Origin of the sequence: Burkholderia sp. Ac-20384 (genome assembly GCF_017104605.1) — a bacterium.
In the GTDB taxonomy this organism is placed as follows: domain Bacteria; phylum Pseudomonadota; class Gammaproteobacteria; order Burkholderiales; family Burkholderiaceae; genus Burkholderia; species Burkholderia lata.
Genome location: NZ_JAAGPE010000004.1, coordinates 58,558 through 85,331 on the forward strand (window position 1 = coordinate 58,558; position 26,774 = coordinate 85,331).

The window sequence follows — 26,774 nt, forward strand, 5'->3', positions numbered from 1 at the left end:
ATGACCGACAGCTCGACCGGCGGATACCTGGCGCCATCCGTCGATGCGCCGCCGGCCGAGGACGATGCTCTCGACGATTTGGTCCATGACCTCATCGCGGGTATCACGGCGCTGCCGCCGGACCTCGTGCGGCCGCGCTGGCAGCCGACCGTTCCGAAACAGCCCGAGCCGGGCACCGACTGGTGCGCGTTCGGCGTGCAGGAGCAGGAACCGGACGCAGGTCCGGCGATCCAGCACGACGGCACTGGCGATGGCAGCGACACGTACGTGCGGCATCAGGACCTCGACGTCATGTGCACGTTCTACGGGCCGCGCGCGAAGGGCTACGCGCAGCGGATCGCCGACGGACTCGCGATTCCGCAGAACCGTGAGCAGCTTCAACTGCAGGACATGGCGTTCGTCGGCGTCGGACCGATTCGGGCCGCGCCCGACCTGGTCAACCAGCAGTGGGTGAGGAGCTACGACATGACCGTGAAACTGCGCCGCAAGATCACCCGGACCTATGCGGTCCTCAACCTCAAATCGGCCACCGTAGCGACGACGACGGATTCGTCGGCGCCAATGGCCGGCGTTTCGAACATCCACTCGTAGGGGACCAGCATGTCCAACGGATTGCCGGTATCGCGTCTGATCCACGTGACGATCAACCTTGCCGCTCTCGCGGCGCAAGGCGCGAACATGAACACTGGGCTGATTCTCGGCCCGTCGGCCATCATCGATACGAACGAGCGCGCACGCTCGTACGGCAGCATCGACGAGGTGACGGCCGACTTCGGAACGAATACGCCGGAGTACTACGCTGCGGCTCTGTACTTCAACCAGACGCCGCAACCCCAACAGCTGATGATCGGCCGGTGGGCGAAGACGGCAACGTCCGGCTCGCTGCGCGGCGGCGCGCTGTCGACCGCGCAGCAGGACATGACTGCCTGGAAGGCGATCACAACGGGCGCGTTCAACATCTCGATCGACGGTACCGCGAAGACTGTCACCGCGCTCGATTTCTCGGCGCAGACGAACCTGAACGGCGTTGCGACGGTAGTCAACGCGAAGCTGACCGGCGCGACGATCGCGTGGAATGGCTCGCAATTCGTCGTGACGTCGAGCACGTCCGGTACCAGCTCAACCGTCGGCTACGCGACTGCGCCGGGCAGTGGCGCGGACGTCTCGACCATGCTCGGCCTGACCAGCAGCCTCGCCGGTACGCCGGCGGACGGTATTGCACCGGAGCAGCCGGCCGACGCTGCTGCGGTGTTCCTTGACCGCTTTGCGAACCAGTTCCTCAGTCTCAACTTCGCTGACGCGTCGATCACCGACACGCAGCACATCGCGGTCGCATCGCTCATCGAGGCAGATCAGCGCCATATCTACGGCATCACGACGCAGAGCCCGCAGGTGCTCGACTCGACGGTGTCGACCGACATCGCGAGCAAGCTGAAGGCGTTGAATCTGAAGTACACCATCCTGCAGTACTCGAGTTCGACGCCGTATGCCGTGTCGTCACTGCTCGGCCGCCTGTTGACGGTGAACTTCGACGGCAACAACACGACGCTCACGCTCATGTTCAAGCAGGAGCCGAGCGTCGCTGCCGAACAGCTGTCCAGCACGCAGGCGAACACGCTGCAGGCGAAGAACTGCAATGTGTTTGTTGGATACAGCAACAACACGTCGATCATCCAGTACGGCGTGACGCCGAGCGGTCTGTTCGCAGATTCCGTCTACAACGCGATCTGGTTCCGCAACCGCATCGAGACGGACGTCTACAACCTGATGTACCAGAGCCCCACGAAGATCCCGCAGACCGACGGCGGCAACGCGCAGATCGCGGCGAAGATCTCATCGGCCTGCGAGGCTGGCGTGAACAACGGCTATCTCGCGCCGGGCGTCTGGAACTCGGCCGGCTTCGGTGCGCTCAATCAGGGCGACACGCTGGCGCAGGGCTACTACGTCTATGCGCCGCCGATCGCCACGCAGTCGCAGGCCGACCGCGAGGCGCGCAAGTCGGTCACGTTCCAGGTCGCGGCTAAGGAAGCCGGCGCGATCCACAGCGTTGACATTCTCGTCAACGTCAACCGCTAATAGAGGCAACACAACATGACGACTTACAGCTTTCAGGACGTCGCGTCGACCATCGTCGGCCCCGGCGGTGTGTTCTCCCTCGGCTACGGCGAAGCGACGGCGGAAGAAGGCATCACGATCGTGCGCGCGGGCGACAAGAACACGATGACGATCGGCTCGGACGGCGAAGGTATGCACAGCCTGCATGCTGACAAGTCCGGTCAGGTCACGCTGCGATACCTGAAAACGGCGCCGATCAACGCGAAGCTGATGGCGCTGTACGACGCGCAGTCGCTCGACAGTCGGTTGTGGGGCAAGAACCTGATCGAGGTTCGGCAGACGGCCGCCGGCGACGTAACGACCGCGCGCAGTTGCGCGTTCAAGAAGGCTCCGGACCTGAAGTATGCGAAGGACGGCGACATCGTCGAATGGGTTTTCGACGCGATCAAGATCGACAACATCCTCGGGACGTACTGAGCATGACGACCGAAGTCCAACTGAACGGTGTGCGGTACGGGATCGGCAAGCTGAGCGCGATACAGCAGTTCCACGTGTCGCGGCGCATCGCGCCGATCATCCCGCCGATGATCCCGGTGCTGATGAAGTTTTACGCTGAGCTCGAGCTGGCCGACGTTGCGCGCGAGCAGGCGCGCACGAACGCCGCGCTCGCGGCACTCGCCGAAGGCGCTGGCGACACAGAGGTGCCTGGTACGGAATCGCCGGAACTTACGGCCGACCGCTCGCGCGAGCTTCTGTCGATGGTCGACGCGATCGCGCCGGTGCTGCAGCCGTTCGCCGACGCGCTGGCTAGCCTGAAGGACGAGGACGCCGAATATGTCTTCGGCACGTGCCTGTCCGTTGTCGAGCGCTGGCAGGGCCCGGGATGGGCGAAAGTCTGGAATGCCGCCCACAAAACGTCGATGTTCGACGACATCGGCATCGACGTGATGCTGCCGCTCGTCGTGCGCGTCGTGGTGGCGAATCTCGGCCCTTTTATCAGCGGGCTGCTTACCAGCCAAGCGAGCAGCCCGGCGGCGACGTAGGCGGGATCCGCGCGCTGCCCGGCGGCGAGGACTGGCTGCTTGCTCCCGTGCACGCCCAGATGTGCCGGTACGAGTCGCTGCTCGACGGAACGCTCGGCCTCGCCGATGTTGCGCTGATGAACGATTCCCTTGCCGTCCGGGCGGACAACGACGCGGCGTTCCGCCGCAAGATGGAAAGAGAAAATGGCTGATACCGTCGTCATCCGCGAGTTTCTGGTCGCGCTCGGCTTCAAGGTCGACGAGAAGGGCCTGAAGAACTTCAGGGAAGGCGTTGATGACGCGACCAAGGGCGTCGTCCGCCTTATCGGTACGATCTCCGGCGCGGCGCTGACAGTTGGCGCCGGCGTCGCAGCATTCGCGTCGAAGCTTGAGCGCCTCTACTTCGTGGCGCAGCGCACAGGTGCATCGGCGACAAGCCTGCGGGCGTTCGAGTTCGCCGCGAAGAACATGGGCGTCTCGGCCGAGGCTGCGACCGGCACGATCGAGAACCTCGCGCGGTTCCTGCGCAACAACCCGGCCGGCGAGGGCTATCTCGCGTCGCTAGGCGTGCAGACGCGCAATGCCAACGGCGAGCTGCGGGACACGGTCGACATCATGTCGGATCTCGGATCGGCGCTGGCTAAGAAGCCGACGTGGATAGCCAGCCAGTACGGGAACATCCTCGGCATCGATGAGAACCTGATGCTCGCGATGCGCAACGGGGACTTTTCGAAGTTCCTGACGCAGTACCGCGAGATGTCGAAGTCCACCGGCCTTGACAAGGCTGCGGACGACTCGCATCGATTCATGACGCAGTTGCGGGGGCTCGGCACGACGTTCGAGAACCTCGGCATCCGCGTCGAAGCGGCGATGCTACAGAAGATCGGTCCACATCTCGATCGCTTTCAGCGCTGGATGGACGATCACGGTGCGGAGATCGCGAACCGGATCGCCGACATCGCGAGCGCAGTGTTGAAGGCCGCAGAGGTAATGGGGCCACCGCTGGCGGCGATTGCCGACCAGTTCATCGCACTCGACAAGGCTACCGACGGATGGTCGACGAAGTTGCTGTTTCTCGCCGGCGTGTTCAAGGTGCTGGGTGGATTCCAGATAATCGGTGGGATCTGGAAGATGGTCGCGGCGCTACGTGCGATGGGCGCAGCCAGCGCCGCAGCATCGGCGGCCGGCTCAGCCGGAGGCGTAGGCGGCCTGTTGGGGCGTCTGTTGCCGTGGGCCGGGCGTTTGGCTGGCGGCATCGGCTTGCTGTTTCACAGCGAAGACCTGAACGAGGGCGAGCGCCAGACGCTCGACCAACGTCAGCCGAAAGCCGGTCAGCAGTGGTCGCCAGACATGGCGAATGCGAGACAGGCGCCGTCGCAATCGCCGTCGGTTTGGCAGCGGCTCGCAGATTCGGCGTTTGGGCGCCTAATCTCGCGCGGCGAGGGTGACTACAACAGCGTCAATCGCGGCCAGCGTGGCGGGTATCGCGCGGGCACCGAGAACATCGAGGGCATGACGCTTGCGCAGGTCATGGCGGCGCAGCGAGCGGGGCAGTTCAATGCAGCCGGCCGATACCAGATCATCGGGAGCACTCTGGCCGACGCCGCGCGCGCACTGAAGTTGGGCGGTGACGAAGTGTTCGATAGGCAGTTGCAGGATCGAATCTTCCGAGACTACCTGGTGCGCGACAAGCGCCGCGCGATCGCCGACTACATCGAAGGGCGCAGTGACGATCTGCGCGCAGCGTTGCGCGCGGCCTCGCGCGAGTGGGCCAGCGTCGCGGATCCGGAGACCGGCCGCAGTTACTACGCTGGGACGGGAAACAACCGCGCGAGCATCTCGGCTGCGGAGATGGAGGCTGCACTTCGGAATACGCGGGCGACGTACCAACAGCCGGCCGGTGTGGCTGCGCAGTCGGCGCATGCCGGCACACAACGCATCGAGGTCAACCAGAACACGGAGATCCATGTGGCGGGAACCAGCGACCCGTCGGCTACGGGGCGCGCGGTCGAGCGTGAGCAGCGTGCGGTGAATGGAGACATGGTGCGAAATCTTCAGGGGGTGATTGCATGATCCTTGACATGATCACGATCTCGCCGAAGAAGATCGGCAGTATCAGGGTGCAAGTCGCGATCGAAGAGGTCTACAACGACGAGCTTACGATCACCGAGCACCCCGTCGAGAAGGGGGCAGAGATCACCGATCACGCCTTCAAGCGCCAGCCGGACGTCGTGATGCGGTGCGGTTGGAGCAACTCCGACTACGAGGCTCTGCTCGGCGCTGCAGAGGCAACGTTCGATGGTGGCAGCCTGCCATCGGCACAGTACGTCAACGCGATCTACTCGCAGCTGCTCGCGCTGCAGCAGGCGCGTACGCCGTTCGACGTTACGACGAGCCGGCGCCTGTATCAGAACATGCTGCTGCAGGGGCTGCGGCTCACTACCGATCCGAAGACGTCGAGCGCGCTCGTGCTTATGGCGACGCTCAAGCAGATCAGGATCGTATCGACGCAGGCGACGAAGCTGCCGCCGCGCGAGGACCAGGCCGACCCGGCGTCGACGGCGGAAACCGGCAACGGTGGCGTCAAGGCTGCAGTGCCAGCGACGCCGGCCCCTGGCGGCTCAGTGCCGCCGGAGAGTATGTGATGGCGAGCTACTTCGAGATTCCTTTTTCGCCGCGTCCCGAGCGCTTCACCGTGACGCTCAGCGGCGTAGATTACCGACTCACGATTCAGTACCGAAAGGTTGGTGGTGCGGGCTGGGTGCTCGACATCGCGGACGGTTCCGACAACCCACTTATCTCCGGCATCCCGCTGGTGACTGGCGTCGACCTGCTCGCGCAGCACCGGCACCTGGGCTTTCAGGGGCGCTTGTGGGTGCAGGGCAGTGATGATCCCGACAATGTCCCGACCTTCGAAGATCTCGGGATCGGATCGCATGTTTTCTGGGTGACAGACGAATGAGCACGGAGCAATTCGGGCGAAAGGTATCGCTGATCATAGGCTTCGACAGTGGCGAAGCGCTCGACCTATCCGAACTGCGCATCGTCTTCCGTGTGCAGCGAGGAGACATTCAGACGCCGAACTCAGCGCGGATTCGCGTCTACAACGTGTCGGCGACCACGGCGCGTCGTGCGCAAAAGGAGTTCACGCGCGTGGTGCTGCAGGCCGGCTACGAGGGCAACTTCGGGATCATCTTCGACGGCTCGATCAAGCAGGTGCGCCGGGGCCGAGAGAGTCAGACCGACACGTTCCTCGACATCACCGCAGCCGATGGTGATTCGGCGTACAACTTCGCGGTCGTCAATTCGACGCTAGCGGCCGGCTCAACGGCAGGCGATCATGTCGCTGCAGCGTGCACGGCGATGAATCCGTTCGGCGTGACGCAGGGCTACTTGCCGGAGCTGCGGTCGAATCCGCTGCCGCGCGGAAAGGTGATGTTCGGAATGGCGCGCGACTTCCTGAGATCTCTCGCCCGCACGACGCAGACGGTGTGGAGCATTCAGGACGGAAAAGTCGTGATGGTGCCGGAAACGGCATATCTACCGGGCGAGATCCCGGTGATCACTTCTGAAACCGGGATGGTGGGCTTACCTCAGCAGACTGCGAACGGCATCGAAGTGAAGATGCTGATCAATCCGAGCGTCAAGATCGGGCGTCTGATCCAGATCGACAATGCCAGCGTGCAGCGGTACGAGTACAGCCTCAACACTGGGCAGCAGGCAGAGAACGAGCGGATCGAGATGCAGGCAAAGCTGCAGGACGACGGGTTCTATTACGTAATGCTCGCGGAGCACTCCGGAGACACGCGCGGAAACGAGTTCTACACGGACACGATCTGCCTTGCCGCGGACGTCACAGTGCTTCCGGATTCATTCCGGGACAAGGCGACCGTACCTCCTGACAACGTAATCAAGAGGTTCGGTTAGAGGCCGTATGACGGCAACGCCTTGACGGTGATTTTTGCCCAGTTGATGTAGCTGTCCACGTCGGCGCGAGCGAGCGAGTTGAGTGCGATCGACTTCGTCGGCGTGTTGGAGACGACGATGACCGCGTTCCCATCGATCGTTTCGCCCCAGCAGCCAATATCCCAGACGCCTCGGTACGACTCGTAACGCCGCATGTTCGCTGCGTTCGTGAGTGGAAGCTCGCATTTTCGCGAGGTGTACAGGATCGTCGGGAATTCGGAAGTGGTCGCTTCACCCACCTTCATGCCAGCGAACGGATACACGTAGGCGTCGTCAGCGAAAGCTGTCGACGATGTGAGCATCGCGGCGATAAACAGCAGTTTTTTCATTTTCATCTCATGGATCGACGTGAAAGAGTCGGCGACCCGGAGGTCGCACTTCGCGAAGCCTTCGACGGGCTGCGGACCGGCCTATGGACCGCGATGCCCGGCATCATCCAGTCATTCGATAGCGCGGGAGACCGGCCGCCGACATGCAGCGTTCAGCCTGCGATCAAGGCGTTGGTTCGCGGCATCGACGGCACGATCACGAGCGTCGCTCTGCCGTTGCTGGTCGATTGCCCGGTTCAGTTTCCCGCTGGCGGGAATTGTACGCTCACCTTCCCGGTGCAGACCGGCGATGAATGCCTCGTCGTTTTCGCGTCGCGCTGCATCGATGCCTGGTGGCAGTCGGGCGGCGTGCAGGAGCAGGCAGAACTGCGCATGCACGACTTATCTGACGGGTTCGTTCTGCTCGGTTTTCGCTCGCGGCCGCGCGCGCTGGCTGGCGTCAGCGGAAGCTCGACGCAACTGCGCAGCGACGACGGTGCGACGTATATCGATCTGAATCCGTCATTGCAGAAGGTCAAGATCGTAGCGCCCGGCGGCTTCGATGTCGTCGCGCCGCTGTCGACGTTCTCCGCTGCCGTGACGATAACCGGACTCCTGACGTTCGTTGGCGGCATGGTGGGCAGCGCGGCGAGCGGAGCCGCGGCCGTGTTCAACGGCATCTTGAACGTGATCGGGCAGATCACTGCGAACGGAAAGCGGGTCGACGACACGCACACGCATCCGGACGCGCATGGCGGGAATACCGGTCAGGTCAATTGAGGCTCCAATGAAATACCGAAAGCAAGACGCTGATGGCGACTACGTCTTCGGCGGGGGGGCGAACGACTTTCTCGTGAACACGCCCGAGGCCGTCGCGCAGGCCGTTCTGACGCGCTTGCGGCTGCTGCGCGGTGAGTGGTTCCTCGATACCACCGTCGGTATGCCGTGGGCTACTGACGTGCTCGGGAAGTATACGAGCGGCACATACGACTCGGCGATTCGTCAATGCATCCTCGGTACGCAGGGCGTGACCGAGATCACGAGCTACTCGAGCTCAGTTGATCCCAGCACGCGCGAGCTGACTGTCGCCGCGACGATCACCACCATCTACGGCACCACTACGGTACAGGCAACATTGTGACGATCACGACCATCGCGCCCACGATAGATGCAAACGGCATCAGTGCACCGACCTATGCGGACATCTTCGCATGGCTTCAAACTCAGTACCGCGCGATCTACGGCGCGGACGTGTACCTCGATCCCGACAGCCAAGACGGCCAATTGCTCGGTGTGTTCGCGAGGGCGCTCAACGATGTGAATTCCTCTGCAGTCGCGATCTACAACTCGTATAGCCCGTCGTCGGCGCAGGGCGCTGCATTGTCGAGCAACGTCAAGATCAACGGGATCCGCCGGCAGGTTGCATCGTTCTCGACCGCAGATCTGACGCTCGTCGGACAGGCGGGCACGACAATCACAAACGGTGCAGCGAAGGATGCGAACGACGTGAAGTGGATGCTGCCCGTGACTGTCGTAATCCCGCCGAGCGGCCAGATCACAGTGACTGCGACGTGCGCGAATATCGGAGCGGTGACGGCGCGGAGCGGAGCGATCAACCAGATCTCGACGCCGACGCGCGGATGGCAAACCGTGACGAACTCGTCCGACGCAGCGACGGGTGCACCAGTCGAGATGGATGCTGCGTTGCGCCAGCGTCAGACCGTCTCGACGGCGCTTCCGTCGCTGACTGTATTGGACGGGATCATCGGCGCGGTGGCAAACACCGCCGGCGTGACTCGTTACGCGATGTACGAGAACGACAAGCGAGTATCGGACGCGAACGGAATCCCGGGAAACTCGATCTCGCTCGTCGTCGAGGGTGGAGATGCGATCGCAATCGCACATGCAATTGCAACGAAGAAGACGCCCGGCGCCGACACATACGGAACGACAAGCGAGACGATTCTGAATCGCTACGGACGTCCGGTCACGATCAGCTTCTTCCGGCCTACCGATGCTCCGATCTCGGTCGCGGTCTCCATTAAGCCGTTGAGCGGCTACACGGAGGCGATCGGTGCGTCAGTTCAGAGCGCGATTGCAGCGTACATCGAGGGCGTGGCGATCGGCGGCGGCGCATCTGGAAACGTCGAGTGGGATTACTGCGTTTCCGCGGCGAAGGGCGTTGCCAGCGGGAATACGTTCCGAATTCTGAGCCTCGTCCTGACGGGGCCTCGTGGCGCAGGATTGCCGGATGTTGCGTTGCTCTTCAATGAGTCGGCATCGTGTAGTACGGACAGCGTGACAATCACACCAGGCTGATCGCATGGCTCAAACAAACGACTACACCGACCTGATTACGTCGGAACATCAGCCGCGTCAGAAGTTCATGGCGACGGTTTCGACGCTCATTCAGCCGGTCGTCGATCAGATCAATGTGCTGCTCTCGATGCCCGGTCAGTTCGATCTCGAATCGGCGAAAGGAGCGCAACTCAACGTTGTTGGGGAGTGGGTCGGAATCGGTCGGCAGGTGGTGATCCCTAAGGTCGACTATTCGCCTGACGGGCCGACCATCTCGACGTCGGTGATCACTTCGCTCGATGACGACACTTACCGGCTGTTGATCATCGCCAAGATCGCGGCTAACAACTGGGACGGGACAACCGAATCTCTCGCAGAGCTGCTGCAGATTCTGTTTCCTCCGGAGAGCGGCACCCTGATTTTCGTCGAGGACAACTTCGACATGTCGATGACGATCGGAATCTCGAATGCGATCCCGTCGATCACGTTTCTCAGTTTGCTGTTCAACCAGTACCTACCGATTAAGCCGTCCGGGGTGCGAATCGATTGGTACCCGGTCACGTCCGAGTTTGGCTCTCCTATCTTCGGATTCGACATGAGCAACGAGTATGTCGCAGGCTTCGACGAGGGCGCGTGGGGAACTGATGATTTGAATGTGATCGTCACAAACCTGTACTGGGTGTCCATCGTTGGGCCTGAAGCCAACGAGATTGCCACGCTCGTGAACGTCACTTTGCCGGCCGCAACGGCCTGATTCTGTCGCGCGAGATTCGCGCCGAAAAACATCGGAGTTTCAATGTCCGTCCAAAACGACTTCCTCGCCTTTGCGGTCGGGGCAGGCGCGAATGTCATGGGGCAGGCCGACTATGCGGCTAGCACCGCTCTAAGCAAGGGCTTCGTCGCCGGAACAGCGCGATCTAATCTTCTCAACAAGGTATGGCGCCAGAGCAGCATCATGGGCGCGGTGCTCGCGCAATTCATCGTGGCTCGCACGAATCAGCCGGTTATCGACGATGGCACAACGGGGGCGATTCTCACGAATCTTCTTTCCTCGTCCGCCGCGCAGAACGGAGATGCGGCCCAACGTTTTCAGGTTGCGGACGCCACAGATCCGCACGACGCCCTCAATCTGGGGCACGCGAATGCGCTGTTTTTGCCTCGGGTTGGGGAAGTTCGCATGTGGGCAGGCGCCCCCGCAAATATCGCCTCGGTCTGGGGTGCGGGATGGTATTTGGCGGACGGTGCCAACGGTACATCTGACCTGCGAGACAGGTTCATCGTCGGCGCCGGCGCGACCTATGCCGAAGGGGCGACCGGCGGCAATGCTTCGGTGACGCTGACTGCGGCTCAGATGCCTTTGCACAACCACGATGTCAATGAGAACCCACACCATCACGACACGACCGAGGCGCCTCACGTGCACACGACTTCGATCGGACGCGTGGGTGTCGTTGACACGACATACGGGCAGGGTAATGGCCCATATAACAACGACCGCGCAGATTCGTACTCAACGACCGCGGTGAAAACTGGTCTCACCGTGAATGCTGCAACCACGGGCATCACGACGATGAATGCCGGTGGAGGTCAATCGATCGACATCAGGCCGCCGTACTTCGCACTCTGCTTTGTGCAGTACGTAGGGAATTAACGCAGTCATCCCATCCCTTCGTTTAGTCAACCAAAGCCGCCTCGAGCGGCTTTTTTTCGTCCCTACGAATGAGCTACGACACTCTCTCCGATGCTGTAAATGGGTTCAAAGCTGATGCCGACCGTGTGGATACATTCACCAATGGCGGACCGAGCGATTCGTACTCAACGACCGATGGTCGAGACGTTCCATCAGTGGCGAAGTTTCTTGCCGACAAAGACAGTGAGATCAACCAGAGCGCCGACGGAATTCTGGCCGGCGCCACGGCTGCCGCGACCAGCGCCTCAGGTTCCGCTTCGAGCGCAACGAACAGCGCAGCATCCGCAGCATCGTCCGCTCTCGCAGCATCTACCGCGATCCCGCCCGTACTGGTCACGGACTACACCGCGTTTCGTGCCTATAGCGGCACGGCTTCGGCTCTCCAGGTTACGGGGCTCCGCGTATCTGCAAAGCCGCTTGGGATCGCGGGCTCGTTCATCCGCGACGACTTTGCGACCAGTGTTGTCGACGATGGTGGAACGGTCATCATCACGACAGGTGGCAAGGTGTTCCGGCGGGTGTTCTCGGGTGCCGCATCGCCGCTGTTTTGGGGTTGCGCCGGCGATGGCGCGACTCTTGATGATGGAGCGTTCACTACGCTCGAGTCAGGCTACAAGAACAAACCTGTCGACTTGCAAGGACGGGTCTACGCTGTATCCGCCATCCCGACTCAGAATTCCTATCGCAATGGAGGATTCAACGTTGGTGGAAAGATCCGTTGGACGCATGAGTCGACGTCATTCTTCGGGCGCAACGGTTCGTGCAACTACTACGGCGGCCAGCTTCGTGCGCTTGCAGCCGCGATCGCAGATCCGCTCACGCAACTCCTCTCGGTAACGTTCGTTGGCGACTCGATCACATGGGGTATCGGCACGAGCGGCACCGAAGCGACTGATCCTCGTAATGGTACGCTCGGAGACCCACGCGATAACTCCCTGACGGGCAGTTACGTGAACAATATGAAGCGCTGGTTCGCGCAAACGCTGGGGCCATCGTATGGCGTGACGACGACGAACACGGATTGGCCGTATGCGACATCGGGTGCTGGCAATGGTGCTTGCATTACGACGCATCAGCGAGCTATCGATCTGGGGTTTCTCGATACAGGACCATTCACATATGCCGTCTCAGGCGGTGCTGCACATTCGCTCGCTGCGAGCGCGACGTCGATCGCCGGCGCTCAACGACGGTTCTCGGTCCCGCAAGGTGCGCTCGGGTCGATTTCGTTCAATATGACTGGTGAGCAGTTCACGTTTGTTTTTGACGGCACGAACTCAAGCGATCGCTACAACGTGTACATCAACGGCATGTTGCTCGCCGGATCGCCGTTCGATATGAATGCGAGTCGAATCGGGCAGCCCAACCCGTTCTACAATTTCAAGCGCAACCACGCATTTCCGTTCGCGCGTAACGCGACGGTCAAGATCGAATTTGTCGCGCCTGCAGATGGGACGTCGACGTCATCCGTCTATGCCGGCGCACTGGAGATTCCCAAGCAAATTCGCGTCAAGAACCAAGGGATCAGCGGTGCGACGACACGATCGTATCTGACGTACAACTTCCCGACGTCGAAACTTCAGTTTCCGCCGCTTCAGAAAGTGAAAAGCGGTTTCGGCGCTACGATTACCGCTGGGTCAAGCGGTGGTCCGGTGAGTGAGACGGACGTTACCACGGCAAGCAGTGCGACTGGAGAGCAGATCCAGCTCGACATGTATGGTGGCGGCACGTATTCGGTCACTTGTCCGATCCCCGCCGGAGCTGATTCGCTGCTGATCGGATTCAGCGGCCTTGGCAATGGAGCGACGGTCAACGTTTTGAACGGCGCGACTGTTATCGACACGTTCAGCAGTGTCACTCCGTCTCCGGCCTTCCAGCAGCAGCATCTCGTACGGTTCCCTGCGGGCGCGGCATCGCTGACGCTTCAAACTCTTCCGAGCGCAAGCGCGCATATCGCGTTTTACATGGAAGGCCTCGTCGCATTCCAGTATGCGAGTGCAAGTGCATATCCGACGAACAACGGGTATGGGAAGGGCGTTGCGGTTGAGTCGAGGGACTCGTTCTGCTTCATCCAGCTTGGCACCAACGATCGAATTGCAGCGGCTGCCCCGCAGTATCCAACGCCGGCAACGGTATCGAACTATCTCAGCCAGATGCTTGCGCTGATGCCTGACGGCTGCCTACCGATCATCATGGTCGCCAATGCGGCTCTGAACGACGGGCCGCCGACGTACTGGGGATCGATGCTCGACATTCGGAACATTTTGAAGTGTTTGGCGAAATCCAGCAGCGTCGACTTCATCGACAACCTCGAGATGTTCCAAGGGGCGCCGGTCAGTCAGTTCACGGCTGACGGACTGCACCCGAACGAACTGGGGCACCGTCTGATGTCGAGCAATATCATCGACGCAATCAACAGGGCGTGATCTCAGCCCGCTTCACTCGAGCCGCCAACCCTGGCGGCTTTTTCTTTACAGGGACTCGATGAAGAGCGATCTCGCGGCAAGTGTGGCGAAGGTTACGCCCGCGGTAGGGGGAAATTTCTGGTTGTGGCTGACTAGCCACGACATCAACTGGTACGTCGCGTTGGCGACGCTCGGTTACATCGGGCTACAGGCGTACTTCCTGATCAAGAACAAGGGCAAGCGTGGGGGACTACTGGATGGCTAACGTACCGAGGAAGACGCTCGTGAGTGTTGTGGGGGCTGCTGCGGCAGCCATTCTTTTTTCCATCGTCCCGAAGTTCGAGGGGACGAAATTGTTCGGCTATCTCGACCCGGTCGGGATCCCCACGAAGTGCATGGGCGATACGACGAATGTGGTGGTTGGTCAGCGATACAGCGAGGCCGAGTGCCGCGAGTCTCTCGAGCGGCAGTTGATCGCGCATGCCGATCCGGTACTGAAATGCACGCCGGGTTTGAAGGGACACACGTACCAGCTCGCGGCTGCGGTGAGCTGGGCCTACAACATCGGACAGTCGGCGTACTGCGGCAGCACGACTGCGAAGCGGTTCAACGCCGGCGACTGGAAGGGCGCGTGCCGTGCGATGAACGAGGCGGACAACGGCCGGCCGCAGTGGGTGACGGCCGGTGGCCGCGTGCTGCCGGGTCTGGTGAAACGACGCGCTGAGGAGCGTGCACTCTGCGAGCGTGCCCTATGACAACGAAAACTCACGAGACGCGACGAACGTTGTCCGAGGACGTTTTCTACCCGGATCACGAGCCTCGCACCGAGTCTCCGACGTTCCGCGCGAGCAAGCGCTCGATGAAGTCGGCCGGAGGCTACGTCTGCGCGGTGTGCGGCGATGACCAGGCGGTTGAGTCACACCACCGGTTCTTCGAATGGGCGTTCTCGCACGCGATCGACTGGAAGTGGATCCGCGAGGTTGCGCTCAACAAGTGCGACACGATGTTCAGTCACAAGCTGCGTCGCATTGTGCCGATTCCGCTCCAGCACCCGATCTGGGACGTTATCAAGCTGACGCAGGGCTTCGAATGGGAGGCGTTCGACCCGGCCCGGCCTGAGACGTTCGTCGACTCGACCTACAACCAACTGCTGCTGTGTGCGCTCCATCACCGGGGCAAGGATCACGGCCGGCACGAGGAAAGCGACCCGGTCTGGAGCGTGCAGGCGTTCCTGCTTCCGGGTTTCGTCTACTCGCCGGACGAGCTCAAGCAACTGCACGCGAAGGAGCGGAAATGACACTTCTGAAGCTGGTTTGGCCGTATGTGCTTGCCGTGCTGCTCGGTTTTGCCGCCGGCAGCTATGGCGAGCACCTGATCAGCGCGCGGGAGATCGCGGGCATGAAGGCTGACGCCGCGGCGACTCAAGCGAAGGCGGTAAATGCCGCGCGCGCCGAGGAACAACGCCGCACCGCGGCTCAAACGGAGATTGCGAAAGATGCGAACCAACAACGAACGGCAGCGCTCGCGGATGCTTTTGCTGCTCGTGCTGCCGCTGGCAGCCTGCAGCAGCGCGTCGATCAGCTCGTCGCAGCCGCCCGCCATCCCGCCGCTTCCGCCGGAAGCGCGCCAGCCGGCGACCCCATCGGTGTGCTCGCCGACGTGCTCGGCAGCATTGACGACCGCGCGGGAGAGCTGGCAAAGATCGCTGACGATCGGGGCATCGCCGGCAAGCAATGCGAGCGCGACTACGACTCCCTGACTGGCCCCGCTCGTTGATTGCCTGCAAGAACTTGCCCTTAGTCTTGTATGATTACGGAACAGTAAACATACGAGATTTGCGGGGTTTTCCGAGTGGACGAGTTTTTCGATGACGTGCGCGAGCGCTATGACGTGCTCCCGCAGTTCAAACTGCATGGTGGTCAGTTGCGCGCACTGCGCAATTCCTTGAAGGATCCGCTCGAGCAGCAGACGACGCTTATGTTCGCCGGCGACTCCATATTTTGGGGTGCACTGCTGCCTGAGAATCCTGAGCAGAATCCGCGCGATGGCACGCTGGCCGATCCCCGTGACAACTTCGAATCGCCGTCATTTGCCAACGAGTTCAAGCGGTACATCGGTCGGCGCTTCTTCCCTGACGCCGAGCCGGTGCATTCGAACTGGAGCTTCTCGCGCAGCGGTCAGTCGACAACGACATACACGCGCGAGCTAGTGCTTTTCCCGGGAGCCGCGCCGTTCTTGCAACCGATTCTGTCGGGGCCAGCGACCAGCTCGAATGTCTCAGATCCGACAGCGCTGCGCGGCCGCCGGCAAGACTTGGCGATCGCGCCGGGCGGTACGGGGTCGCTCGCATTTCGCTTCACGGGTACCGAGTTCGCCATCATCTATCACTCCGTGCCTGAGCGATCGGCCGACTACGAGGTGTTCGTCAACGATGCGAGCCTGGGCGTTTTCTCGACAGATGCCGAGGCGCTCGCTCACAACACGCGCCGGACGCACACTTTCGATTACGTGCGGGACGCCCTCGTGCGCATCGAGGCGCGGTATCCGGCGGGGCGTGCTGGGGTCCATCTGCTGCGCCTCTCAGGGATCGTGATTCGCAAGACCTGCACCATCATCAACAACTCGATCATTGGAATCGATACGTTCAAGTATGCGGCGCTGAACTTCGGAAAGATCGGGCCCTCGATCATTTCGCCGGATCTCAATTACGTGATCATGCAGCTCGGCACGAACGACCGTATCGCGGTGAGCGGGCCGACCCCGCCGAACACGCTCGAAAAGTTCCGCGCCAACTTGCAGGCGCTGATCGACAAGATCACGCCGCATGCAAACTTGGTCCTGATGAACGCATTGCCCGCAGCGCCGGTGCTCGAAGCCCCGCCGACCTATGTGTTTACGACGGCCGACGTGCGCGACGTGATTCACGAGACGGGCGCCGCCGGTGGCTTCGATGTGATCGACAACCATTCGATCTTCGACGGGATGGATACGAAGGACTTCACGTCCGATAGGCTGCACCCGAACCAGCTGGGGCACGGGATGATTGCAGCCAACATGATCGGTGCGTTCGAGGTCGCGAGCTGACAAAGATCACTTCTTGACTTCGGTGTAGAAGGTCGGCTCGGCCGCGCGGCGTTTCCGTTTCCGAGCGTGACGGATCATGCGATTTCGCGTGTGATCAGTGCGCGTTCAGTCCTCGGCGAATCGGGCTTCGTCCTGCAAAATCAGGCGGAGCTTGTAAAGGGCGACAAGGTGGCCGCCGGCATCCTCGTCCCAGACCTTCTGAACCGTCACCCGGAGCTCCTCCGCATCCCTGAATTGGCGCCGACATCTGGCAATCTCAAGGACCAAGCGCCGCACCTCGTGACCGTCTGGGTACTTCCGCCACATCTCGCGCAGCTCGCGATTGGACGGTGACTGGAAGGCGGGCAGCGGCTGGCGAAGCATGGTCGTGGGCATTATACTGTATGGATATACAGTATATCCCGGGGTAAGATGGGGCCGTCAAGCCGAAAAATAGGGGGCGGTCGATGTGTACCAACTACCGTGCGCCGCATGAGGACTACGAGCTTCGCGAACTGAAGATCCAGCCGTTCAGCGAGCTACATCGGGACTTCCCGTGGAAACCTGAGATCTACCCCGACTACCTCGCGCCGATCGTGCGCGCAGCCGGCGTGGAAGCGGAAGCGGTGGTTGCGAACTTCGGGATGATGCCGAAGGCGTTCCAGCCGGCCGGAAAGAAGTTCATGACCGTCAACGCACGCTCGGAGACGGTTGCCGAGAAGCCGGCGTATCGAACGGCCTGGCGCGCGGGACAGCGTTGCTTGATTCCCGCGGCGTGGATCTACGAGCCCAACTGGGAGACAGGCAAGCACGTGCGCTACCGAATCGGCGTTGGGGACTGGCAGCCGTACTGTGTCGCCGGCATCTGGCGCGCGTGGCGCGGCCCTGACGGCGCGGAAACGCTCGCGATGTCGATGCTGACCGTCAACGCCGATCAGCACCAGGTGATGAAGCACATGCACAAGCCGGGCGACGAGAAGCGCTCGGTCGTGATCCTGCGGCCGGCCGACTACGACGAGTGGCTGCACACGAAGAACGTCGACGCCGCGCGCGCGATGCTGCAGCTTTACCCGGCCGATGAGATGATCGCCGAGCCGGACAAGCGAGACTAGGGCTGCATCGGGTGCGGGAGCGCGCGGTCAAATGTGCTCGCTAGTGATCCCACTTGAGCCCAGCCGTATCGAACGTGAACTGCTGCAGTCCGGCGTCATAGATAGCCAGCTCGACGATGAGCTTTTTGGATGACCGGATTCGCTTTATGAAGTCGGGCGCGTTGTTGAGAAACGCCGCTTCCGTTGCTCCTCCCGCAGCTGGAGAAAGCGAGACCTTTGAAATGGCGTGGTCATCAAATTTCACGGTTGCCTGGCATCCGGGGTATCCGCACGTGAGCTGCCCCTTCTTTATCGCCATGAACGCCTCGGTGTGCCCCTCGGCAGTCTTCCGAATGGCAATCATCAGGTGAGAGCCGCCTTGGTACGGGAAGGGCAGGTTGAGTTCGTTTGACGATACGGTGAATGCGCTGTACTGCATTGTCCCGCGCATCTGATCGCGATCTTCGTTGTAGGTCCACGATGATTCTGGGGCCTTCTCTTCCGCGATAGGTGCTGGCGCCGATTGCGCGCCTGCGGTCGCCCCTGATGCTGCAGCAGGCGCAACGCTTGTCGATGCCGGCTGCGCGTCGCTAGTTGACGGCTTGTCGCAGCCGGACAGCAATACGGCAAGAAGGCACCCGATAGCTATTTTTCTCATTCTAATTCCCCGATTATTATCGGCCTGATTCTACATCGCACAATCAGGTTTACGGGTCATGCCGCCTTTTCTGAATCGGCATTTTCCAGCGCAAACTTCTCGACGCCGTCTAGCCAATCTGCCCAGGCTTGCATCATCTCGCGGCGCTCGGGCATGTACTTCGCGTGATTGTAGGTGGCGCGGGTCTTGTCCTTGTCCTTGTGCGCGAGTTGCATCTCGACGACCTCGTCCCGCCACCCCATTTCATGCAGATAGGTTGACGCCGTCGCACGGAAGTCATGACCTGTCACGGCTTCTTGGTTGTCCGCGAAAATGTACTCCAGCGCCTTGTTTACGGTGCCGCGTGCCATGTGGGGATTTTTCCGGTTGCTATGGAGAATCGGGAGCAACCATCCTTTGCCGCCGTACATCCTCTTCAGTTCGAGCAGCAGGGCCTTGGGCTGCTCGGCGATCGGCACGATGTGCATGCGCCTCGACTTGATCTTGTCGGGAGGAATCTTCCACTCGTTGGCCTCGAGGTCGATCTCTTCCCAGCGTGCGCGGCATAGCTCAATCGTGCGCGTGAAAAAGTACATCAGGAGCTTAATCGCGATCGCGGTACGCCGGCTTTGATAGTGGGGCAGATAGCGGTAGATGGCGTGCATTTCCGCGTGCGTCAACGGGCGAGAGTTTTCCGTGGGCGGCTTAATGGTGACGCCGCGCAGGACGGACGCAGGATCCGCGTCGGCGCGCTGCGTGATGACAGCGTACTGAAACACAGATGAGGTGTACTGGCGCAGCTTGATCGCAACGGTTGGCGACCCACGCATCTCGACCCGCTGCACCATCGCCAAAATGTGCTGCGAGGTGATAGACCTCATTGGCCGGCTCCCGATGATCGGGTATGCGTCGGCATTGAGCATGCTCGACACTTCGCCGTGGTGGCGTTCGCTCCACGCCTTTTTCTTCTTGCCGAGCCATTCGTCACAGACTGCCTTGAACGTCTCCTTGCTGGCGTCGACCGTCTTGAAGATTTCCTCCTGCCTGGCGTGCGCCGGGTGGATTCCCTTCTTCACCAGTGCGCGGGCCTCGTCGCGCGCCTTGCGGGCTTCTTGCAGGCTCATCTGCGGGTACTCACCCAGCGCGAACAAGTTTTCCTTTCCGACCATCTCGTACCGGTAGCGCCAGAGCTTCGATCCACTCGGGCGGACTTCGATGTAAAGCCCATTGGCGTCGGTAATTTTGATAGCCTTACTGTCTGCCTTGGCTTGCCGGATCTTGATGTCGGTGAGTGGCATGATGAGAAACCGGGTATCGGGTGAAAGGAGTCTCAATGATACCCGGTTTTATACCCGGTTTTTTCGCGGATGGCGGCGGTTCGCCATGAACCACGGCGAACCGCATGACGCCCGCTAACCCCCGCCACGCAATGCCTTGGCGGTATTTGCCGAACTGGCGCGAACTAGTGAGAACTTCATGATCAGGCACATAGTAATGTGGAAGTTGAAAGAATCGGCCGAAGGCGCGACGCGCGCGCAGAACGCGCTGAAGCTGAAGGAAAAGCTCGAAGGCTGCCGCGACCTCGTGCCGGGCACGCTGCAGATCGACGTCGGCGTGGCGACGCCCGGCCTCGACGCAACTGCCGACATCGTGCTCGTGTCCGATTTCGCGGACAAGGCCGCACTCGATGCCTATCAGGTGCACCCGGTTCACCAGGAAGTGAAGAAATTCGTCGTCGCGGTGGCTGAATCGCGCGAGTGCGTCGACTACATCGTCGACAGCCCGCGATGAGCGACGCGGCAACCCCGACGGACGGCCCGTCGATCGAAAGCCCGTTCGTCGACCTGCTCGGCGTGCAGCTCGTGTCCGCGAAGGACGGCGCGAGCGAGCTCGTGTTGCCGCTCGAAGAGCGGCACATGAACACGTGGAGCATTGCGCACGGTGGCGTGACGATGACGCTCGCGGACATCGCGCTCGCGATGGCCGCACGCAGCCTGACCGATGACGGCGTCGGCGTCGTGACGGTCGAGATGAAGGTGAACTTCATGCAGCCGGGCCGCGGCGAGTTGCGCGCTTACGGGCGCGTGATGCATCGCTCGACGACGATGGCCTACTGCGAAGGCGAAGTGCGCGACAGCGACGGCAATTTCGTCGCGAAGGCGCTCGGCACGTTCAAGTACATGCGGCGGCTCGCGGTGGGCCGCGACATCAAGCGGCAACGCTCGCGCACCGCGCCGGACGCCCAGCCCGGCCCGAGCGACGCGTAAGCGCCCGGACCCACGGCCCCGCCTCTTCACCGGCAGGGCCGTTTTGTTTTGCGGGGCGGGATTTTCGATACGCACGGCGCATAACGCTCGCCTGACGCGCACATGGCATCATGCACGCTTGTCCGTTCACGGCGCCCCGCAGGCGCCGTCCTAACCGATGCCGCTGAATCCGAAGATCGCCCAGGTGCTCGACATGATCGAGCGTGCGAAACGTCCGTCCTATCACCACCAGACGCCGCAGCAGGCGCGCGCCGCGTACGAGAAGAGCGCGCCGATTCTCGACGTCGCATCGGCGCCGATGCATTCGGTCGAGGACTGCGTCGTGCCGACGCGCGACGGCCGCACGATCGGTGCACGGCTGTACCTGCCGGTTGAGCCGAGCCTCGCGGAGCCGCTGCCCGCGCTCGTCTACTACCATGGCGGCGGCTTCACGGTCGGCAGCGTCGATACACATGACGCGCTGTGCCGGATGTTCGCGCGCGATGCGCAATGCGCGGTGCTCTCGGTCGGCTACCGGCTCGCGCCGGAACATCGATTCCCGACCGCGGTGAACGACGCCGACGATGCATTGCAATGGCTGCATCGCGAGGCCGCCACGTTCGGCATCGACGCCGCACGGCTGGCCGTCGGCGGCGACAGCGCGGGCGGCACGCTCGCGACCGTCTGCGCGGTGCTCGCACGCGACGCAGGCATTCGCCTTGCGCTGCAGATGCTGATCTATCCGGGCGTGACGGGCTACCAGGACACCGAATCGCACGCACGGCTCGCGAACGGCTACTTGCTGACGCAGGACACGATCCAGTGGTTCTTCACGCAATACGTGCGCGATCGGGCGGATCGCGACGACTGGCGTTTCGCGCCGCTCGACGGCACGCGCGATGCACCGTCGTTCTCGGGTGTCGCGCCGGCGTGGATCGCGACGGCCGAATACGATCCGCTGAGCGACGAAGGCGCCGCGTATGCGGAGAAGTTGCTTGCGGCGGGCAACGTGGTCACGCTGGTCTGCTATCCGGGGATGATCCACGAATTCTTCAAGATGGGCGGCTACGTGCCCGAGGTACGGGCCGCGCATGCCGATGCGGTCGCGGCGCTGAAGGCCGCATTCGACGACGTTTGACGGCGGTTGTTGAGCGGCGAACGCGCCGCATGGGAGCTGCGATGACGGACGGCGTGGTGGAAACGGGCGACTGGGCGGTTCTGGGCGGCGACGCCGCGCGGATTCGCGACGCGGTGTTCGTGCGCGAGCAGCAGATCCCGCCGGAATGGGAGCTCGACGACGACGATCCGCTGTCGCTCCATGCGGTGGCGTACCGGGTCGATGCGGTGACCGGCAGACGACGCGCGGTTGCGACGGGGCGGCTGCTGCCGACCGGCACGATCGGGCGCGTCGCGGTGCTGGCCGACGCACGCGGGCAGGGCGTCGGGTCAGCCGTGCTCAACGCACTGCTGGAAGCGGCGCGGCGACGCGGCGAAATCGTCGTGCGGCTCTACGCGCAGGATTCGGCCGTGTCGTTCTACCTGCGGCACGGCTTCGCGGCGGTCGGTGAACCGTTCGTCGAAGCCGGCGTGCCGCACGTCGAGATGGCGCGCGCGCCGTAGCGCGGCGCCTGCTCCCGCGCTCAGCGCGGCGGTGTTGCGTCGAGGTCGAACGTGAACGCGCGCTCGAACGTGCCCGGGCGGACGGTGCGGTGCGAGCCGTCGTCGTCGCAGCGTTCCTTGATCTCGACCGTCAGCCGCACGCCTTCCTTCATCGTGACGCGCAGCGCGGTCGTGCCGCGCGTGCCGTATTCGGGCGTCTCGATGAATGCGGCCGACAGCGCACGCTCGCGCTCGATCGGAATGCCCGTGTGCGGCAGCGCGTCGTCGTCCGCGACATGCGGGTCGCGCATCAGCGCGATCAGCTCGTCGAGCGACGGGGTTGGATTGTCGGTGAGCAGCGTGCCGAGTTCCGCGCGCTTGCGCACCACTTTCGGCCAGGGCGTATCGAGCCGCGCATTCGACAGCGCGTGCACGCCGGGCGCGATCGCGATGGGCGCGGCGACAGCGCTTTCGCCCTCGGGCGCGCGATTGCAGAACCACGCGAGCTCACGCCGCCGCCAGTCGCCGACGAGCAGGTTGAAGCCGTTGTAGACGGCCGCATGCTCGGCCAACTGCCTCAGGTAGTCGAGCGGCGCGACGGACGGCCCGCCGAGGAAATCGGACACGAGCTTGCCGCGGGTCGGCGCGCCGGCGCGAATGTCGAACGGCGCGCGGTAGTTCGTCAGTGCAGCGAAACGGCCGTCGCGCGATACGCCGAGCCACGTGCCGCCCGCTTCGAGATCGCGGCCGGCCAGCACGCCCGGTACATCTTCCCACCATGAGAGCGGCGCACTTGTCCGACGAAAGAACTCGTCGCGGTTGGCGGTGAGGGTAAAGACGGGACCGGCGGCGGCATCGGGCTGCCAGTCGAAGGCAATCAGACACATCGGGCGAATCTCTCGCAGGAAACATCGGGCGCCGGCTGCGACTCGCGAGCCGGCGCGCGAACGGGTTGTCAGTGCATCACGCTTCCGTCGGCCAGGCGTACGGCAGCGTATCGAACGCGAGCACCGGGCCGTCGGCCGAACCGAGGTGCACCGTGCCGTTGTCGAGCGCGGCGAGCTTGATCTCGACGAGCGCGTCGACACCGCCCGCGGGCGCGGCCGCCGCGTTGACGATCATCCCGCACGGCTGGCCGGGATCGTCGCTGTGGAACAGCTCGACGCCGGCATGCACGGTATCGGTCTCGCCGGCGACGTGCGCGAGCGCGGTGCGGCGCTTGATCGTGCCGCGGTACTGGCTGCGCGCGACGATTTCCTGGCCCGGGTAGCACCCCTTGCGAAAGTTAACGGCGCCGATCACGTCGAAGTTGACCATCTGCGGCACGAACTGTTCGACGGCAGGCTGCGTGATGCGCGGTTCGCCCGCGCGGATGTCGAGCCAGTCCCAGACGGCCGGCGACACGACCGGCAGCGAACTGCCGAGTGCGGCGAGGCGCGCATCGACTTCCGCACGCGGGCCGATCCACAGGTAGCGCTTGCGGCCGGCTGCATCGGGCACGCGGATCAGCGTGCCGGCGGGGCCGTCGACCTTCACGTGCACGCCGTCCGGCAGTGCGTCGAAGATGCCCGACAGCGCGTCGCGCACGTCGCCCGCGAAGCCGACCACCGCGAGCGTGTCGCTCGCATCCGTCAGCTTCGCTTTGGCACGCAGCACGAACATCGACAGCCGCTTCTGCACGGCGGGCTGCACGTCCTTCGACACCAGCAGGCGCACGCCGTGGCCGGCGCGCCACGTGAGGAACGAGCCGAGGAGGCGCCCCTTCGGCGAGCAATAGCCGGACAGCCGTGCACTCGCGGCATCGAGATGTTCGATGTCGTTGGTGAGCTGGCTGTGCAGGAACGTGGCGGCATCATCGCCGGCCACGTCGATCACGCCGAACTGCGGCAACGGCATGCAGGCGCTCGGCGCATCGAAATCGGCGGCGGACGGGCGGGGGAAAACGGGGAGCGAGGCGGGTGCGGCCTGGACTGCCGGTGAAGCGAACGGTGTGCTCATGGAATGAGGGAACAGTCAACCCTGACTTTGACGGAGGCGAGCAAGTATTATATGGGTCTTACCTGAGTCACGTTTCCATGTCCCTACTGAAGAAATGCGCCGCGACGATCGTGGCGCTGGCCGTCGTTGTGGCCGCTGCCGGCGCGGGCGGCGGATATTACTGGGCAACCCGGCCACTGCTGCTGGGTTCGGCATCGCTCGACGTCACGATCAAGCCGCGCAGCAGCGTGAAGAGCGTCGCGCTCCAGTTGAAGCGCGGCGGCGTGCCGGTCGAGCCGCTCGGCTTCGTCGCGATGACGCGCGTGCTCGGGCTGTCGAGCCGGCTCAAGTCCGGCAACTACGAATTCAAGACCGGCATCACGCCATACGAGGTCCTGCAGAAGATCGCGCGCGGCGACGTGAACGAGTACGTCGCGACGGTCATCGAAGGCTGGACCTTCAAGCGGATGCGCGCGGAACTCGACTCGAACCCCGATCTTGCGCACGCGACGGCCGGCATGAGCGACGCCGAGCTGCTGCGCGCGATCGGCGCGTCGGACAACGCGGTGCAGCGCGGCAGCGGCGAGGGGCTGTTCTTTCCCGATACCTATCTGTTCGACAAGGGCACGAGCGACCTGAACATCTACCGGCGCGCGTACCATCTGATGCAGACGCGTCTCGACGAGGCCTGGGCCGCGCGCGTGCCGGGCCTGCCGTACAAGACACCTTACGAAGCGCTGACGATCGCGTCGATCGTCGAGAAGGAAACGGGCCATGCGGCCGACCGCGCGTTCGTCGCGGCCGTGTTCGCGAACCGGCTGCGGATCGGCATGCCGCTGCAGACCGATCCGTCGGTGATCTACGGGCTCGGCGATGCGTACGACGGCCGGCTGCGCAAGCGCGACCTGCAGGCGGACACTCCTTACAATACCTACACCCGACGCGGGCTGCCGCCGACGCCGATCGCGTTGCCGGGTGTGGCCGCGCTGCAGGCGGCGATCAATCCGGCACAGACGAGCGCGCTCTATTTCGTCGCGAAAGGCGATGGCACGAGCGTGTTCTCGGACACGCTCGGCGACCACAACAAGGCCGTGGACAAGTACATACGAGGTCAATAATGGCGAGCGGTAAATTCATCACGTTCGAAGGCATCGACGGGGCGGGGAAGACCACCCACCTGCAATGGTTCTGCGAACGCCTCCAGGGCAAGCTGGCTGCGGCCGGCCGGCAGGTCGTCGTCACCCGCGAGCCGGGCGGCACGCAGCTCGGCGAGAAACTGCGCGAAATCCTGCTGAACCAGCCGATGGATCTCGAGACGGAAGCGCTGCTGATGTTCGCTGCGCGCCGCGAGCATCTCGCGCTCGTGATCGAGCCGGCGCTCGCGCGCGGCGACTGGGTCGTGTCCGATCGCTTCACCGACGCGACGTTCGCGTACCAGGGCGGCGGCCGCGGGCTGCCGCGCGACAAGCTCGAGACGCTCGAGCGCTGGGTGCAGGGCGGCTTCCAGCCCGACCTGACGGTGCTGTTCGACGTCGCGCCGCAAGTCGCGAGCGAGCGTCGCGGCGCCGCGCGCATGCCCGACAAGTTCGAGAGCGAATCCGACGCGTTCTTCTCGCGCACGCGCAGCGAATACCTGCGGCGCGCGGAAGAGGCGCCGCACCGCTTCGCGATCGTCGATGCGACGCAGACGATTCCCGAGATCCGCCAGCAGCTCGAACGCGTGCTCGCCGCGCTGTAATTCGCAAGGAACGCACCACATGATCTATCCGTGGCAGACCGACGACTGGAACCGCCTGCAGCAACTGCGTGCGCAATGGCCGCACGCGCTGTTGCTGCACGGTCAGGCCGGGATCGGCAAGCTGCAGTTCGCACAGCATCTCGCGCAGGGCTTCCTGTGCGAATCGCCGCAGCCGAACGGCGAGCCGTGCGGCACCTGCGCGGCCTGCACCTGGTTCTCGCAGGGCAACCATCCGGACTACCGGATCGTGCTGCCGGAAGCGCTGGCGGGCGAGGCGCCGGGCGCCGCGGACGACGCGAAGGCGGCCGATGCGGACGAAGGCGGCAAGAAGACGCGGGCCCCGAGCAAGGAAATCAAGATCGAGCAGGTGCGCGCACTGCTCGACTTCTGCGGGGTCGGCTCGCATCGCGGCGGCGCGCGCGTCGTCGTGCTGTATCCGGCCGAGGCACTCAACGTCGCCGCGTCGAACGCGCTGCTGAAAACGCTGGAGGAACCGCCGTCCGGCGTCGTGTTCCTGCTCGTGTCGGCGCGCATCGACCGCCTGCTGCCGACCATCATCAGCCGCTGCCGGCAGTGGCCGATGACCGTGCCGGCGCCCGACGCGGCAGCGGCCTGGCTCGCCGCACAGGGCGTCGAGCATGCGCCTGCGCTGCTCGCCGAGGTCGGTGGTGCGCCGCTCGCT

34 protein-coding genes are annotated in these 26,774 nt (G+C 63.2%); 28 read left to right on the forward strand and 6 right to left on the reverse strand.

Going from position 1 to position 26,774, the window contains the following annotated elements; genetic code table 11:
* From G3O00_RS01805 to G3O00_RS01845, 9 genes are read left to right on the forward strand one after another with little or no spacing between them, the layout of a single operon-like run.
* Complete coding sequence (locus G3O00_RS01805) at positions 1-591, forward strand: hypothetical protein (RefSeq protein WP_206141851.1); 591 nt, start codon at positions 1-3, stop codon at positions 589-591.
* A gap of 9 nt (positions 592-600) precedes the next feature.
* The gene (locus G3O00_RS01810) at positions 601-2,076 is read left to right on the forward strand and encodes a DUF3383 domain-containing protein (protein ID WP_206141852.1); all 1,476 of its coding nucleotides are present in this window, start codon (positions 601-603) and stop codon (positions 2,074-2,076) included.
* 15 nt (positions 2,077-2,091) lie between these two features.
* Complete coding sequence (locus G3O00_RS01815) at positions 2,092-2,532, forward strand: phage protein (RefSeq protein WP_206141853.1); 441 nt, start codon at positions 2,092-2,094, stop codon at positions 2,530-2,532.
* A 2-nt stretch (positions 2,533-2,534) separates the two neighbouring features.
* The gene (locus G3O00_RS01820; RefSeq protein WP_206141881.1) at positions 2,535-3,098 is read left to right on the forward strand and encodes a phage tail assembly chaperone; all 564 of its coding nucleotides are present in this window, start codon (positions 2,535-2,537) and stop codon (positions 3,096-3,098) included.
* A 47-nt stretch (positions 3,099-3,145) separates the two neighbouring features.
* On the forward strand, positions 3,146-3,289 hold the full coding sequence (locus G3O00_RS01825; RefSeq protein ID WP_206141854.1) for a hypothetical protein: 144 nt from the start codon (positions 3,146-3,148) through the stop codon (positions 3,287-3,289).
* Complete coding sequence (locus tag G3O00_RS01830; protein WP_206141855.1) at positions 3,282-5,150, forward strand: mannosyl-glycoprotein endo-beta-N-acetylglucosamidase; 1,869 nt, start codon at positions 3,282-3,284, stop codon at positions 5,148-5,150. The genes G3O00_RS01825 and G3O00_RS01830 overlap by 8 nt, the downstream gene beginning before the upstream one ends.
* A complete protein-coding gene (locus tag G3O00_RS01835; RefSeq protein WP_206141856.1) occupies positions 5,147-5,722 on the forward strand; it encodes a phage baseplate protein in 576 nt (191 codons plus the stop codon). The genes G3O00_RS01830 and G3O00_RS01835 overlap by 4 nt, the downstream gene beginning before the upstream one ends.
* Positions 5,722-6,039: a hypothetical protein gene (locus G3O00_RS01840; RefSeq protein WP_206141857.1), complete on the forward strand. Its 318-nt coding sequence runs from the start codon at positions 5,722-5,724 to the stop codon at positions 6,037-6,039. The genes G3O00_RS01835 and G3O00_RS01840 overlap by 1 nt, the downstream gene beginning before the upstream one ends.
* Complete coding sequence (locus G3O00_RS01845; protein ID WP_206141858.1) at positions 6,036-7,004, forward strand: hypothetical protein; 969 nt, start codon at positions 6,036-6,038, stop codon at positions 7,002-7,004. The genes G3O00_RS01840 and G3O00_RS01845 overlap by 4 nt, the downstream gene beginning before the upstream one ends.
* On the opposite strand, the gene G3O00_RS01850 is transcribed toward G3O00_RS01845, so the two are convergent.
* Positions 7,001-7,372, reverse strand: a complete 372-nt coding sequence (locus G3O00_RS01850) for a hypothetical protein (protein ID WP_241024892.1) — start codon at positions 7,370-7,372, stop codon at positions 7,001-7,003. The two genes, G3O00_RS01845 and G3O00_RS01850, sit on opposite strands and share 4 nt — an antisense overlap.
* A gap of 9 nt (positions 7,373-7,381) precedes the next feature.
* On the opposite strand from G3O00_RS01850, the gene G3O00_RS01855 reads away from it, so the two are divergent.
* The 11 genes from G3O00_RS01855 (at position 7,382) to G3O00_RS43865 (ending at position 16,825) form a co-directional block, all read left to right on the forward strand.
* Positions 7,382-8,131, forward strand: coding sequence for a Gp138 family membrane-puncturing spike protein (locus tag G3O00_RS01855; protein ID WP_206141860.1), 750 nt, complete (start codon positions 7,382-7,384; stop codon positions 8,129-8,131).
* Positions 8,132-8,138: 7 nt separating this feature from the next.
* A complete protein-coding gene (locus G3O00_RS01860; protein ID WP_206141861.1) occupies positions 8,139-8,492 on the forward strand; it encodes a hypothetical protein in 354 nt (117 codons plus the stop codon).
* Positions 8,489-9,670, forward strand: a complete 1,182-nt coding sequence (locus tag G3O00_RS01865) for a hypothetical protein (RefSeq protein ID WP_206141862.1) — start codon at positions 8,489-8,491, stop codon at positions 9,668-9,670. Before G3O00_RS01860 ends, G3O00_RS01865 begins: the two co-directional genes overlap by 4 nt.
* A 4-nt stretch (positions 9,671-9,674) precedes the next feature.
* On the forward strand, positions 9,675-10,403 hold the full coding sequence (locus G3O00_RS01870) for a DUF2612 domain-containing protein (protein WP_206141863.1): 729 nt from the start codon (positions 9,675-9,677) through the stop codon (positions 10,401-10,403).
* A 42-nt stretch (positions 10,404-10,445) separates the two neighbouring features.
* Positions 10,446-11,300 carry a hypothetical protein gene (locus G3O00_RS01875; protein WP_206141864.1) on the forward strand — a complete coding sequence of 285 codons (855 nt, stop codon included), beginning with the start codon at positions 10,446-10,448 and terminating at the stop codon, positions 11,298-11,300.
* A gap of 68 nt (positions 11,301-11,368) precedes the next feature.
* On the forward strand, positions 11,369-13,762 hold the full coding sequence (locus G3O00_RS01880) for an SGNH/GDSL hydrolase family protein (RefSeq protein ID WP_206141865.1): 2,394 nt from the start codon (positions 11,369-11,371) through the stop codon (positions 13,760-13,762).
* A 121-nt stretch (positions 13,763-13,883) separates the two neighbouring features.
* A complete protein-coding gene (locus tag G3O00_RS43860; RefSeq protein WP_277399240.1) occupies positions 13,884-14,006 on the forward strand; it encodes a hypothetical protein in 123 nt (40 codons plus the stop codon).
* Positions 13,999-14,496 (forward strand): lysozyme, encoded by a 498-nt coding sequence (locus G3O00_RS01890; RefSeq protein WP_206141867.1) that lies wholly within the window; start codon positions 13,999-14,001, stop codon positions 14,494-14,496. Before G3O00_RS43860 ends, G3O00_RS01890 begins: the two co-directional genes overlap by 8 nt.
* Positions 14,497-14,525: 29 nt before the next feature.
* Positions 14,526-15,038, forward strand: coding sequence for a hypothetical protein (locus tag G3O00_RS01895; RefSeq protein ID WP_241024893.1), 513 nt, complete (start codon positions 14,526-14,528; stop codon positions 15,036-15,038).
* Positions 15,035-15,517: a DUF2514 family protein gene (locus G3O00_RS01900; RefSeq protein WP_206141869.1), complete on the forward strand. Its 483-nt coding sequence runs from the start codon at positions 15,035-15,037 to the stop codon at positions 15,515-15,517. Before G3O00_RS01895 ends, G3O00_RS01900 begins: the two co-directional genes overlap by 4 nt.
* 75 nt (positions 15,518-15,592) lie before the next feature.
* Positions 15,593-16,825 carry an SGNH/GDSL hydrolase family protein gene (locus G3O00_RS43865; protein WP_206141870.1) on the forward strand — a complete coding sequence of 411 codons (1,233 nt, stop codon included), beginning with the start codon at positions 15,593-15,595 and terminating at the stop codon, positions 16,823-16,825.
* Between the two features lie 105 nt (positions 16,826-16,930).
* Here G3O00_RS43865 and G3O00_RS01910 read toward each other — a convergent pair whose 3' ends face one another.
* Entirely contained in the window at positions 16,931-17,200 is a 270-nt protein-coding gene (locus G3O00_RS01910; protein ID WP_206141871.1) for a hypothetical protein, read from the reverse strand.
* Between the two features lie 71 nt (positions 17,201-17,271).
* Here G3O00_RS01910 and G3O00_RS01915 point away from each other — a divergent pair, with 71 nt between their 5' ends.
* On the forward strand, positions 17,272-17,916 hold the full coding sequence (locus G3O00_RS01915; protein WP_206141872.1) for an SOS response-associated peptidase family protein: 645 nt from the start codon (positions 17,272-17,274) through the stop codon (positions 17,914-17,916).
* A 40-nt stretch (positions 17,917-17,956) separates the two neighbouring features.
* Here the strand turns inward: G3O00_RS01915 and G3O00_RS01920 are convergent, their stop codons facing one another.
* Both G3O00_RS01920 and G3O00_RS01925 read right to left on the reverse strand, forming a co-directional pair.
* Entirely contained in the window at positions 17,957-18,553 is a 597-nt protein-coding gene (locus G3O00_RS01920) for a hypothetical protein (protein ID WP_206141873.1), read from the reverse strand.
* 56 nt (positions 18,554-18,609) lie between these two features.
* Positions 18,610-19,830 (reverse strand): integrase arm-type DNA-binding domain-containing protein, encoded by a 1,221-nt coding sequence (locus G3O00_RS01925; RefSeq protein ID WP_206141874.1) that lies wholly within the window; start codon positions 19,828-19,830, stop codon positions 18,610-18,612.
* A 178-nt stretch (positions 19,831-20,008) separates the two neighbouring features.
* Here G3O00_RS01925 and G3O00_RS01930 point away from each other — a divergent pair, with 178 nt between their 5' ends.
* From G3O00_RS01930 to G3O00_RS01945, 4 genes are all read left to right on the forward strand, one after another.
* Positions 20,009-20,323 carry a Dabb family protein gene (locus tag G3O00_RS01930; protein ID WP_011352339.1) on the forward strand — a complete coding sequence of 105 codons (315 nt, stop codon included), beginning with the start codon at positions 20,009-20,011 and terminating at the stop codon, positions 20,321-20,323.
* A complete protein-coding gene (locus tag G3O00_RS01935) occupies positions 20,320-20,799 on the forward strand; it encodes a PaaI family thioesterase (protein ID WP_011352338.1) in 480 nt (159 codons plus the stop codon). The genes G3O00_RS01930 and G3O00_RS01935 overlap by 4 nt, the downstream gene beginning before the upstream one ends.
* Positions 20,800-20,956: 157 nt before the next feature.
* Positions 20,957-21,916, forward strand: coding sequence for an alpha/beta hydrolase (locus G3O00_RS01940; protein WP_206141875.1), 960 nt, complete (start codon positions 20,957-20,959; stop codon positions 21,914-21,916).
* Positions 21,917-21,957: 41 nt separating this feature from the next.
* Positions 21,958-22,398: a GNAT family N-acetyltransferase gene (locus tag G3O00_RS01945; protein ID WP_174930991.1), complete on the forward strand. Its 441-nt coding sequence runs from the start codon at positions 21,958-21,960 to the stop codon at positions 22,396-22,398.
* Positions 22,399-22,418: 20 nt separating this feature from the next.
* Here the strand turns inward: G3O00_RS01945 and G3O00_RS01950 are convergent, their stop codons facing one another.
* Both G3O00_RS01950 and G3O00_RS01955 read right to left on the reverse strand, forming a co-directional pair.
* Positions 22,419-23,264, reverse strand: coding sequence for an NRDE family protein (locus G3O00_RS01950; RefSeq protein ID WP_206141876.1), 846 nt, complete (start codon positions 23,262-23,264; stop codon positions 22,419-22,421).
* 76 nt (positions 23,265-23,340) lie between these two features.
* Positions 23,341-24,375 carry a folate-binding protein YgfZ gene (locus G3O00_RS01955; RefSeq protein ID WP_206141877.1) on the reverse strand — a complete coding sequence of 345 codons (1,035 nt, stop codon included), beginning with the start codon at positions 24,373-24,375 and terminating at the stop codon, positions 23,341-23,343.
* Positions 24,376-24,452: 77 nt separating this feature from the next.
* On the opposite strand from G3O00_RS01955, the gene mltG reads away from it, so the two are divergent.
* The 3 genes from mltG to holB all read left to right on the forward strand — a co-directional run.
* Positions 24,453-25,472 (forward strand): endolytic transglycosylase MltG, encoded by a 1,020-nt coding sequence (mltG, locus tag G3O00_RS01960; RefSeq protein WP_011352333.1) that lies wholly within the window; start codon positions 24,453-24,455, stop codon positions 25,470-25,472.
* A complete protein-coding gene (gene tmk / locus G3O00_RS01965; protein WP_039367036.1) occupies positions 25,472-26,092 on the forward strand; it encodes a dTMP kinase in 621 nt (206 codons plus the stop codon). Before mltG ends, tmk begins: the two co-directional genes overlap by 1 nt.
* 19 nt (positions 26,093-26,111) lie before the next feature.
* Positions 26,112-26,774 (forward strand): DNA polymerase III subunit delta' (gene holB / locus G3O00_RS01970; RefSeq protein WP_206141878.1); only part of this gene is annotated, 663 nt, incomplete at its 3' end.